Origin of the sequence: Hydrogenimonas thermophila (genome assembly GCF_900115615.1) — a bacterium.
In the GTDB taxonomy this organism is placed as follows: domain Bacteria; phylum Campylobacterota; class Campylobacteria; order Campylobacterales; family Hydrogenimonadaceae; genus Hydrogenimonas; species Hydrogenimonas thermophila.
The window spans coordinates 1-11,057 of sequence record NZ_FOXB01000053.1; the positions used below are offsets into that span (position 1 = coordinate 1).

19 protein-coding genes are annotated in these 11,057 nt (G+C 27.9%); all 19 read right to left on the minus strand.

Annotated features, from left to right (window positions below; translation table 11 throughout):
• Positions 1 to 193 precede the first annotated feature (193 nt).
• On the minus strand, positions 194 to 517 hold the full coding sequence (locus BM227_RS13090; RefSeq protein ID WP_245757064.1) for an ORF6N domain-containing protein: 324 nt from the start codon (positions 515 to 517) through the stop codon (positions 194 to 196).
• A 36-nt stretch (positions 518 to 553) separates the two neighbouring features.
• Positions 554 to 706 (minus strand): ORF6N domain-containing protein, encoded by a 153-nt coding sequence (locus BM227_RS13095; RefSeq protein ID WP_245757065.1) that lies wholly within the window; start codon positions 704 to 706, stop codon positions 554 to 556.
• 198 nt (positions 707 to 904) lie between these two features.
• Positions 905 to 1,195 carry a type II toxin-antitoxin system RelE/ParE family toxin gene (locus BM227_RS11430; RefSeq protein ID WP_092914016.1) on the minus strand — a complete coding sequence of 97 codons (291 nt, stop codon included), beginning with the start codon at positions 1,193 to 1,195 and terminating at the stop codon, positions 905 to 907.
• Complete coding sequence (locus BM227_RS11435) at positions 1,192 to 1,404, minus strand: hypothetical protein (RefSeq protein WP_092914017.1); 213 nt, start codon at positions 1,402 to 1,404, stop codon at positions 1,192 to 1,194. Before BM227_RS11435 ends, BM227_RS11430 begins: the two co-directional genes overlap by 4 nt.
• Positions 1,405 to 2,052: 648 nt before the next feature.
• A complete protein-coding gene (locus BM227_RS11440) occupies positions 2,053 to 2,370 on the minus strand; it encodes a nucleotidyltransferase domain-containing protein (RefSeq protein WP_092914019.1) in 318 nt (105 codons plus the stop codon).
• Positions 2,371 to 2,505: 135 nt separating this feature from the next.
• The gene (locus tag BM227_RS13260; RefSeq protein WP_281244331.1) at positions 2,506 to 2,640 is read right to left on the minus strand and encodes a hypothetical protein; all 135 of its coding nucleotides are present in this window, start codon (positions 2,638 to 2,640) and stop codon (positions 2,506 to 2,508) included.
• A 183-nt stretch (positions 2,641 to 2,823) separates the two neighbouring features.
• Positions 2,824 to 3,417, minus strand: coding sequence for a GNAT family N-acetyltransferase (locus tag BM227_RS11445; protein WP_092914020.1), 594 nt, complete (start codon positions 3,415 to 3,417; stop codon positions 2,824 to 2,826).
• Positions 3,418 to 3,426: 9 nt separating this feature from the next.
• Positions 3,427 to 3,615, minus strand: coding sequence for a hypothetical protein (locus BM227_RS11450; RefSeq protein WP_092914022.1), 189 nt, complete (start codon positions 3,613 to 3,615; stop codon positions 3,427 to 3,429).
• 109 nt (positions 3,616 to 3,724) lie between these two features.
• The gene (locus BM227_RS11455; protein ID WP_245757066.1) at positions 3,725 to 4,237 is read right to left on the minus strand and encodes an ORF6N domain-containing protein; all 513 of its coding nucleotides are present in this window, start codon (positions 4,235 to 4,237) and stop codon (positions 3,725 to 3,727) included.
• A 187-nt stretch (positions 4,238 to 4,424) separates the two neighbouring features.
• On the minus strand, positions 4,425 to 5,063 hold the full coding sequence (locus tag BM227_RS11460; RefSeq protein ID WP_092914025.1) for a hypothetical protein: 639 nt from the start codon (positions 5,061 to 5,063) through the stop codon (positions 4,425 to 4,427).
• Positions 5,064 to 5,097: 34 nt separating this feature from the next.
• On the minus strand, positions 5,098 to 5,517 hold the full coding sequence (locus BM227_RS11465; protein ID WP_092914027.1) for a hypothetical protein: 420 nt from the start codon (positions 5,515 to 5,517) through the stop codon (positions 5,098 to 5,100).
• Positions 5,505 to 5,657, minus strand: a complete 153-nt coding sequence (locus BM227_RS13265; protein WP_092914029.1) for an ORF6N domain-containing protein — start codon at positions 5,655 to 5,657, stop codon at positions 5,505 to 5,507. Before BM227_RS13265 ends, BM227_RS11465 begins: the two co-directional genes overlap by 13 nt.
• A gap of 5 nt (positions 5,658 to 5,662) precedes the next feature.
• Positions 5,663 to 6,025: a HepT-like ribonuclease domain-containing protein gene (locus tag BM227_RS11475; protein WP_092914030.1), complete on the minus strand. Its 363-nt coding sequence runs from the start codon at positions 6,023 to 6,025 to the stop codon at positions 5,663 to 5,665.
• A gap of 30 nt (positions 6,026 to 6,055) precedes the next feature.
• The gene (locus BM227_RS11480; protein ID WP_092914032.1) at positions 6,056 to 6,451 is read right to left on the minus strand and encodes a hypothetical protein; all 396 of its coding nucleotides are present in this window, start codon (positions 6,449 to 6,451) and stop codon (positions 6,056 to 6,058) included.
• Positions 6,452 to 6,574: 123 nt separating this feature from the next.
• Positions 6,575 to 7,291 carry a hypothetical protein gene (locus tag BM227_RS11485; RefSeq protein ID WP_092914034.1) on the minus strand — a complete coding sequence of 239 codons (717 nt, stop codon included), beginning with the start codon at positions 7,289 to 7,291 and terminating at the stop codon, positions 6,575 to 6,577.
• Positions 7,284 to 8,402 (minus strand): AAA family ATPase, encoded by a 1,119-nt coding sequence (locus tag BM227_RS11490; RefSeq protein ID WP_218147957.1) that lies wholly within the window; start codon positions 8,400 to 8,402, stop codon positions 7,284 to 7,286. Before BM227_RS11490 ends, BM227_RS11485 begins: the two co-directional genes overlap by 8 nt.
• A gap of 224 nt (positions 8,403 to 8,626) precedes the next feature.
• Positions 8,627 to 8,860: a DUF5615 family PIN-like protein gene (locus BM227_RS11495; RefSeq protein ID WP_342707906.1), complete on the minus strand. Its 234-nt coding sequence runs from the start codon at positions 8,858 to 8,860 to the stop codon at positions 8,627 to 8,629.
• A gap of 475 nt (positions 8,861 to 9,335) precedes the next feature.
• Positions 9,336 to 9,719, minus strand: coding sequence for a hypothetical protein (locus tag BM227_RS12945; RefSeq protein WP_218147958.1), 384 nt, complete (start codon positions 9,717 to 9,719; stop codon positions 9,336 to 9,338).
• 17 nt (positions 9,720 to 9,736) lie between these two features.
• Positions 9,737 to 11,057: PD-(D/E)XK nuclease domain-containing protein (locus BM227_RS11505; protein WP_092914037.1), on the minus strand; the 1,321-nt coding region annotated here is incomplete at its 5' end.

Here is an 11,057-nt window from a genome sequence, read left to right on the forward strand (position 1 = left end):
ACTTTCATAGGTATCCTTTGATAATTGTTATTTTAACCAATTGGTGATTATTTGTCAAAATGACAATTATTGGAGATTCCGATGTCGATTCCATTTCGGGTATATTGACTTGTTTAAATAAGATGATACTATTGATCTCATCAAAAAGATTTTTAACTTTTTGTTTTTCTGGATCTATGAATTGGCTATCTTTTTATTTCTTGCTTTTTTTAATGGTGTGCTTAAATTTCAAAACTGCTAAATTTAACTCTATCGTTGTTTCACTTTCATCTGTCTCTAAACTATCATCTAAAATTTCAGCTATTATTTCACCGCTTTTTTGCATTAGAGATTGTTGCTCTTTTTTATCTGTAACTGAGGGTAGTTTTTTAATTGTCCTTGAGAGTTCTCTTATTTTTGTAAAAGTTTCAATTATTGCGATAGTTGCTTTTGTTGCTCTTTTGCTTTTTAAGATAGTAGCAAGCATATAAAGCCCTTTTTCTGTGAAGGCTTTTGGTAAAACTCTAGTCTTACTCAATTTTGTGGTGGAAAATTTCCACCGCAAATTTTCTAATTAATCTTTTGTAAGTTCAAAAATATAACTTTCATTTGGAAACTTGTCTGGATTATTTTTAACTGCTTTATTTACATCTCTGGTTTCTACCTCATAAACCTTTGCTACATCACTATCTAGTAGTACCTTTTGACCTCTGATTTCAATAATCAAATCTTCAATATTTTCAAATGCTATAATTAAGTGTTGAATTTTATTTTGGTTTGGCTTTGAAGAGGGTTAAAGGGGAGAGTTTGGGGTTCGGAGTTCAGAGTTCGGAGTTTGGGGTTCGGAGCTCGGAGTTCGGTTTTAATGGTTTAAGTCTTTCTACTATCTCTTCTTTTAGTTTTTCTATCTCTATTTTAGTTTTTTTCATACTATCTCTTTTTCATCAAAATCAATGTATTTATAAATTGCCAATATATTGATCGAATCATCATTTATTTTATATATAACCTTATATCCACAAACAACAAAATCTCTAATATTTTCTTTGTTTATAGTTGTATTTATTTTTCCAATGTATGGATAATGAGAAATAAGTTCTATTTTTCTCTTTATCTTTAGTAAGTACTTATTTGCAACCTCTTTATTGTCTTTAGATATAAATTTTTTTATGTTTAACAGTTGCTCTTTTGCTTGTTTTGAATAGATAATTTTCATTTGCCCAATAACTCACTCCATAGCTCGTCGTGCTCTATTACTTCTCCTTTTTTTATCTCTTGTAATCCTGTTTTAATCATTCTATACTCTTTTTCATAAGATATATCATCAATTATCTCTATCTCTTTTCCATCCTTAGACATATCATTTATCAAACTCATAAGCATCTCTATAGTGCTATTTTCTGCTCTGATGTGTAAAGTTTCCATATCCCACCTCTTGATATTTATATTTATTATATAATAATCTAAATCCTAACATATTGCTTTTTTAACGCTATTATATCAAAAACCTCTATTATCCGCTCCCATATTATCAATAAACAAAGTTAAAGTTATTGACTTAAGCAAAAAAGAAAGGCTGAAATTAGACTAAAGTCTAGACCCCTTATTCGGGGATGGGACTTCAGTCCCATAAATTATTTGGTGTTTCTTTCCATCTTCTTTTCATCTATGGTCTCACCTAAAGCTACATTTTGAGCTACTGTTCCGTCATATTTATGCCACTTCTGAAGATGTAGAAAAAGATTAGAACTATCCCAAAGCTAATCACAAAATCGGTCTCTTTGGTAAAGCCTAAAACTTCGTAAGCTGTTTTGTAGTATTCGTTGTTATGGATTTGACTGAAATCGCCTGCTAATGAGATGAATGACATACTTCTCTTTTAAGATCGGTTTTAGCTCTTTTAATTTACGGTAAATTTCTTGGTTCATTGTTTAATTTTTTACCTCTTTTTGATCTATATTTAGTATTTGACATACATTATCAAACAGTTTCATTGCAAAATCTAAAACCTCTTTTATCTTTCATAAGCTAAAATAGATTTTAGATTTTTCTAACCACTCTTTAGCACTCTGTTTATTTGGCATATAATACTTTCCCTTTTTGTAAAATATCTACTTTATAAAAATAGTCTTCTCTGTTTTCAACATTTTCTCTACTATCGGACAATACATCAAAACCAATTTTTTCTTTTTTCATCAAATCTCTCAATCTCATTAATGCTTCTACTTCAATATCTTCATCTTTTATTAAAAACAGATCAATATCACTATCTTCATTTGGCTCACCATAAGCGTATGATCCAAAAAGAATGATCTTATCAGGATTTAATGGCTTAAGTCTCTCTACTATCTCTTCTTTTAGTTTTTCTATCTCTATTTTAGTTTTTTTCATAAAAGTTACTCTTGCAAAAAAGGATTTATGATTTTAAGTTGATTTTCTACTTCTCTAATCATTGTAGCTCCTTTTGGATCATTAAAATTATACAACAATAAACTCTTCAATATATTTTAATCCATCATAAACTTTTTACTTATTTTCAAGTTCCTTTAATGCTTTTACTACAAAATCAAGATAGTAGTTATCTTCTATAAAACTATCTATAAGCTCTTGTTTTAAAGTTGGTTCGATATCTTCAATGAGATATTTTGTTTCTAAAATCAACTATTTGACGATATTTTTTACTTATTATTTCATCTTTTAAAAGATATTTACTCGCCTCACCTATGATTTCAAACTCTCTTATTATACTCTATCTCTAAACTTTCATATAAAGCCCTTTTTCTGTGAAGGCTTTTGGTAGAACTCTAGTCTTACTCAATTTTGAAAAAGTAAACTCTGACCTGCTTATTTTCTCAAAATTTCTACTAAATCATCCTGACCAAATATCTTGCAGAATGTTATCATTTTATCAACAGCTTTACCCAATACATCAGCTCTTCCAATGTCATTGACCATAAAGATGGTATCACTATTTTCTTCTTTATTGATCTCTACAAAGTTGAATCTTTTATAAAACTCTACTGCTTCAGGTTTACTATCAACTATCAAAGCTCTACATCCTATCTTTTTTTGTTGTACAAGTGCCAAAATATTTGCAAATGTCATTAGTATAGTTCCTACACCTTTATTGCATAAACCATTAAAAACACAAAGCCGTGTTATTTTTATAGCCGGTATAGAGTATTTCATAGAGTATGATATATCTAATTCATCAGCGAATTTAGTTCTTTCTATAGTAGCAACTGCAACAGAAATATAACCTAAAAAGTTATCATTATCATCAACATAAAAATATGTTTGAAAAAGCCCCTCTTTTTGGTGGCTATATGCAAACTGTTTTATATATTTTTCAAGATCAGGATTTTTGCAGGAAAACTTTTGCTTCAGTCTATCAAATTTACTTCGTGGAATATCGGAGAGTGCTACGAGTGATGGCATTAAAATCTTTTAACTTGCAGAAGGGAAAGGTTTTTTTAAAACATCATCTATGATTACTTTCAACTTCTCTTCTTTTTCTTTGATATATTCAGAAGATTGATTATCGCTAAACATTGAAAAGACTTTTTTTGCATCATTACCAGAGAGTAAAATACCGCTTTCCTCTTTAGAATTTTCATTTATATGTTTCACTGCCATATAAAACTCCTCGTATTGTTATTTATAATTATAGCATATAATAGGACAATTATATTTGATAAAAAGTAAACTCTGACCCGCTTATTTCATATTTCATATTTTTCTAAATTTACCCATTTTTTCTCTTTTTAATGGTGTGCTTAAATTTCAAAACTGCTAAATTTAACTCTATAGTTGTTTCACTCTCATCTGTCTCTAAACTATCGTCTAAAATTTCAGCTATTATTTCACCACTTTTTTGCATTAGAGATTGTTGCTCTTTTTTATCTGTAACTGAAGGTAGTTTTTTAATTGTCCTTGAGAGTTCTCTTATTTTTGTAAAAGTTTCAATTATTGCGATAGTTGCTTTTGTTGCTCTTTTGCTTTTTAAGATAGTAGCAAGCATATAAAGCCCTTTTTCTGTGAAGGCTTTTGGTAGTTTCCTTTTTCCTCCCCAACTTGAAGTCAAAAATTTCGACTTCAAATTTTGCCACTCATCATCATTTAATTCTATAATATATCCATTTGGGAATTTATCAGGATTATTTTTTACTGCTTCATTAATCCTTTTTACTTCTACATCATAAATTTTTACTACATCACTATCTAGTAATACCTTTTGACCTCTGATCTCAATAATCAACTCTTCAATATTTTCAAATGCTATAATTGAGTGTTATATTTTATTTTGGTTTGGCTTTGAAGAGGGTTAAAGAGGTTTGAGGTTTGAGGGTTGAGGGTTGAGGGTTGAGGTTGTAGGGGTGAGTAGTTAGGAAATTGAACTCTAATATCTGGAAAAAGTAAACCTCTGACCTGCTTATTTTCGTCTCTTAAAATAGTCTTGAAGATTTTATTTTGTCTATCAATTCAAATGAATATTTAGTATTTAATTTGTTTTTAGAATATATAAAATACTCCTGATAATTTTTTATTATCTCTCTCAAAGAATTAATATTTTGATTTGTATATTTTGATAATTCCTGTAAAGTTAAGCCACTATTTTTATAATATATTTTCACTACATTATCTTTAGTTAACTCATTTTCTTTTAAAAACCTATTTTCTTTTTGATAAAATACTTTTAACTTTTGTTTTAACTCAATAGCCCTTAATATATTGTTAAGACTACCTTTACTTTTTCCGTCCCATATTACAAAAGAATAATCACTATCTTTTGTCATAGCTTCATCTTTTTTTTCTTGTGCCTTTCTCCCTGTTAAATTATTTACTAATATTTTATTAACACTAAATTTATTTGATATTAAATTTCTTGGAATATCTAAAATTGTATAGACTGTGATATTAAAATAATTATTCTTAGCACAGTATTCTTGCACTAATTTATCAATACCTTTTGCATCTCCTACTAAAACTTGCATATTTTGAGATATAATCTTGTCTAAACTTCCTATTACCATACCATCTAGCTGTTTTATACTCATTGACCCACTTATAAACACTTTTTTCATCTTCTAACATCCTTAACAATTGCTAAAAAATAGTTTATTTTTTGATTGAAAGTATATTTGCAATTTGATAGGCTATATCATCAGGAATCTTTGATGAAGATGGAATGTATGACACTATAGGAGTAATAGAGTTTTGAATTAAATTTTTAACATAAAAATCAAAAATACTAGTAATTTCATCTAAGTAATTTTTTCTTTTCTTTAAGTCAAGTGGAGGATTAATAAAGTTTTTAATTTCAAATATTTTTTGTCCAAAATATGTATTTTTAGTATATAATTTATCTTGCCACTCAAATGTTAAAATATGAGTAGATATATTACCAAAAAAATCTACAATATTTTCAAATTCTTTATAAAAATCTAAAACAATGCCTTTTGAAATTAAGATATTATTATAATAAATTTCACAATATAAATTTGAAGTTTTTCTATTTTTATCTTCTAAATAAGACAAAATATGATTACTAAATATCCATTTGGAAATCTATCAGGATTATTTTTTACAGCTTCGTTAATCCTTTTAGTTTCAACTCCATACAAAGATGCTATATCTCTATCTAGCAGTACCTTCTGACCTCTGATTTCAATACTCAAATCTTTTACTCATTTTCAAGTTCCTTTAATGCTTTTACTACAAAATCAAGATAGTAGTTATCTTCTATAAAACTATCTATAAGCTCTTGTTTTAAAGTTGGTTCGATATCTTCAATAAGTTCTTTAACAGTAAATTCAACATCATCTAAATTAAATTTAGCAATCTCATATACTTTTTGAGCATTTAAACCAAAATATTTATGAGCTATTTTATTTCTAAAATCTACTATTTTCCTATAACCACCATCAACTAAACCATATTTCATTAGATAGTTAGTAGCCTCACCAATGATCTCAAATTCTCTAATTACACTATCCCAATGAGTAAAATTATAAAGTAAGCTTATTTTACCAAATGTTGTATTTATTGAGTAGCCGTTCTATAATTATAAAAATTGTTACTCCAACTCTAATTTCAACTTATTTAGAAAGCTACTAAACTTTGTCAATATAGCTTGATCGTTAAGTTTACGAAAATCTGTCTTTAAAAAAAATGGCGTAAAAACCTCTTTATCTATTTGTTCGTTATACCAAAATTCCCTTTCATATTCTTCGTCTACTGTTTTATCTATGCAATAATAGGCTAATTCACTGATAATTAAGCTTTTATGAAAAATAGCCCAAGGCTCATGTTCTCCAAATCCTTCTATCTTATCTTCAACAAGTCTTGGTGAAAATTGAAAAAATGCCTCTGCAACTCTATCTACAATATCAAACCTTTTAGCTTGTTCTAAAAGATACTCAACTTCTATGATTTGCTGTGGCGTATATCTATATAAGTCATATAATGTCATCTGTTCTTCCTAAACTCAACTAAATCTTTATACCTACTCTTAAATCAAACTACAACATTTTGTTGGACTATTGTGCTTGCACTCTCTGTGAGAAAGTCCAACTTCCGTATCGGGGTCGGGACTTTAAACTTTTTTATCAATTATTTGCAAACCATACCAATCAACCACAAATAAAGCAATAGATGATAAAATAGCAACTTGATTATTTACAATATATTTTTCAAGCTGATTTTGAAATATTTGTTTTTGGGTTACTGTCTGTTTTGCTTCAAAAACATTGTTTGCTATATAATTTGCTTTTTTTAAATGTAGTTTTATAATGCTAAGCCATAAATCTTTATTATATTTTTTTACTTGTTTGTATTGGTTATCTGATTCATTATGAACTCTATTTTTGTACTTTTTATCAAAAGTATTATGTATAAGCTCTTTAAAATCTATATTTTTAGAGATATGCCTAATAGATTCTACCATAGGATAATTAATATAAAGTTTTCCATACTCAGTTTCATTATTAAATAATTCTATCATTTCATCTACTGCTTCATTATTCGCTTGTGTATCATGTCCATCATAATCAAAAAATAGATAAATTTCTGCTACATCTTCTCTTTTTATATTTTCTAATTGCCCATTTTTTTGATTTTCTTTTAACAACATAAATATATCTAAATCTTCATCTGCTTTTATTTCGTTGTATAATTTATAAATATTATTAGCATATATCCCATAAATAATTGGATTATCTTCATTAAAAAAATATTTATTTAAACTATTAAAAATCTGTTCTTCAGTTCTTTCTCCTTCAAAGACTAAAAGAGTATATGCTCTATTATCCAAACAATCCTGCCCTATACATTTTTTCTATATTGTGAGCCTCTCTTAACTCTTTTTTAGTGCTTTTTGCAAGAGAGGTGATTTTATCTTCATACATAAAAAAGTAGCAATCAGGTCTTAATATATCATTTGACATAATAGAAGTATTATGAGTTGACAATATTACTTGCACGTCATATAATTCTTTCAATCTTTCAACAACTGTTTTTGAAAGTGAATGATGATAAAAAGCATCAAATTCATCAATAAATAAAAATTTACAATTATTATTTCTTTTCACTCTTTGATACCAATAATAAAATACAGTTAAAGAGATAGTCCCAGATGATGCCACTTCAACAAATGGTATTTTTTTATTTTCAAAAATAAAATTTATATCCCAACCTTCAGTATCCTTAATTTTTGCTAATTTACATCTAATTCCTACATCATTTAAAAACTTCTCAAAATCTTCTAAATAGCCATTTTTTACTATTTCATTGGTTAAAGATTTAGTACCTTGGTCATATCCTATATAAAATCTATCATCAAGATTTCTAAACAAAAGCATACTATCAACAAAATCTATAAAATTATAAAATATTTTGTTTTCCCTATTATCCTGTAATACTGCATTTGATTTAATATATTTGATAATTGATATATTACTATTAGTTAAGTTTTTATTTAATGTTTCACAACCTTTTGCAGTAGTTTGCAATAAATGTTCATTTGTATCTCCTCTTTTTATAGATGCAAATAGATTATTATTTATAAGAAGTTTTTCATCTAATATTGTCTCATTATCACTTTTTTCATATTCATACACTACTAAACTATCATCAAATTTAAACTCATATTTAAACTTTGCTGTTTTTTCACCACTATTAGCATTAAGATAGTTTACATATTTATAATTAGGAAATCTTTTATCAGTGATATGTGATACAATATCAAATACACCAAGTGCAAGATTTGATTTGCCAACGCCATTATATCCATAAATAATAGCTTTATTTACAATTTCATTTTTTATGCACTCTTTATTAAAGCTATATCCACGAACATCGCTCAAATCAAATTCTATTCTTTTTTCAAAACTTTTGAAGTTCTCTATTTCAATTTTTTTTAACACAATTCACCTTACTTTTATCATTTTTTATAATTATACCATATATCAACTTTATTTCCGTAAAAATTTTACGGTATCAAAGTTACCAAATGATTTGACTAAAATCACCTGCTAATGAGATGAATGGCATTATGACCGATATGGCAATAGTTTAATTTTTTTATCAATTTTAAATTTCCTTTTTTTCGAGTTCTCTATTTGAAAAAAGTAAACTGATAATACTCAAATCAAAGTCGAACAATAATATTTTTATCTGTTAACTCAATAAGCCTATTTTGTCTTATTAACTCTACTATATTTTCTATATTTTTGCTAAACAGCTCTAGTAATTCTTTGTTAGTTATATTACCGGTTGAAACATAGATTAGTTTATATGGCTTATTTGAGATCAGAAGAGATTCTATAAAATCCAAATCTTTACTAATAACAACTCTTTTTTGCTTTATAGAGATTTCATTTATTTGGCTAAAAGAAACTTCATTAAGCCACTTCTAACTTAGATATAGACTTTACATCAGCTAACTTTGAAGCATAAGCCAAAACTGCTAAAATATCCTCTCGTGTTAAGTCCTTTTTTAACGCTATTATATCAAAAACCTCTATTATCCGCTCCCATATTATCAATATTCAAAATGAAAGTTATAAACTTAAGCAAAAAAGAAAGGCTAAAAAAGCAAACCTATGACCCGCTTATTTTTCCATTGTATATTAAAATCCCTTGATTGCGGGACTAAAGTCCCGACCCCATATTGGGGATTGGACTTTAGTCCAATAAAAAAGTAAACCTCTACCCGCTTTTTGTTTTTGCCTTTAGGCGTGGGGAGTATGTCAATGGCTTCAGTGAAAGAAGTGGTATATACTCTTTTTATTTTTTTGGGTTATATCAAATTATGCTTTAAGTATTGGCATTTAAACAACTCCAATCATCTCTACAAGCTAAATCCTAAAACCTAAATCCATATTTTTACTACTTGGAATCTTTACATCTTTATACTCTTTAGGTATCTCTTGTGTTATTGTTCCATTTGGCAATTGAAAAAATATTTGTCCGTTCCTGCTGTAAACATTTGCAATTCCTTTTTCTAAATTTTCTCTTTGTGCTTTTTTTACTGCCTCGTTTCCGATTTTTAAAATCATTGCATCAAGATTACTCATTTTTATTTTCCTCATTCTCTTTTTAGCTTCTTTCATTGTGTACTCGATCATCTCGTTATCTTGAGCATTTGTTATCATTTGCATTGCTTTATATCCGCCATACAATACACTCAAATCATTATGCAATCTTTTGATCTCTTTTATATACTTTTTACAATCTTCCATATGCTATCACCCCTTGTTTAGTTTATCTCTTTTATCCAGCATCTCTTACCATCAAAAACAAGCCCAAAAGCTAAAATATTTTCATAACCTTTTCTTTTAGCTAAAGAGATGTAATCATTTTGCTTGATCTGCTCTACTGCTTTTTCTAAAGCCTTCTCTTTAGTCTCCTCCTCAAACTCATCTATCTCTTTTAGCTCCATTATGATGGCTGGTTTGGTTTTATCCTCTTTGTGAAGTAAAACTATGTCAACTCTTCCATAACCTGCTTCAGTGTTAGAGATAATCTCATACTCTCCACTTAGATTTACTAAAATTCCAAGCAAAAACATATGGTAAGAGTTCTCATTTCTTGTATCAAAATAACTTACTGTATCTCTAAGCAGGTATGAAAGGAGTTTTTCAAATAGTTTAATGTTAGCACTTGTTAGTGCATTTAATAGATCTTCAATACTCTCATTTCTAAAACTCTCTCTTACATAACTTGAAATGACATCTTTAAAGATCATTTGGCACTCTACATTTGTAGGTATCATTTTGCAATGTAAATACTCTTTATCACCGTCTTCTACTATATACTTCTCTTTACATTTTAAATATCCACTAAAAAATAGAAGTGAAAAGAGATTATCTTTCTCTTCAAGCTCTTTATCTCTAAAGGTTATATTTTTATTTACTTTTACCTCTATTGGCTCATCTCTTAAAAGTTTTTCAAGGTTTTGTTTGAAATCTTTTGATTTTTGGATTAGAGTGTAGAGAAAATCATTTGAAGAAGTGTTTGCCCAGTAGGGTTCAAATCTTTTTCTTTTTGTGAAGTTTAGTATGCTCCAAGGGTTTGTGATGATATGATCACCTATTATATAGCTGTTATACCATCGCAAAGCCTTTTGTTTTAACTCTTCTTCGATATCATAATACTCAAGTAACTCTATTGTTTCATCTTTTGTAAAACCACAACTTGTTGAGAGTTCATTTTCCAAAATTGTGATAGTCTCTATATTATTTAATCCACTAAACATACTTTCGCCACTTACTCTAAGTATTCCTGTAATTAGTCCCTTTTTTATATTTAGCTCATTTTGTTTAAAGACTGCACTTAGCATATTTCTAAAAAAGCCTATTGCCTCTTCATAGTACCCTTTTAGGTAGGATGTAATTATGGGGCTATCGTATTCATCTATTAAGACTATGCAGGGGTTTTTGTAATGAGAAGTTAAAACTATCGTTAAAGCTTTTAATGACTTTTCATAGTCTGTTTTTTTAGCTTTATTGCTAAGAATATTTTTTATAATTCTTTTTTCTTCACTATCAGTTATAGTATCTAAATCTATATCTTCCATC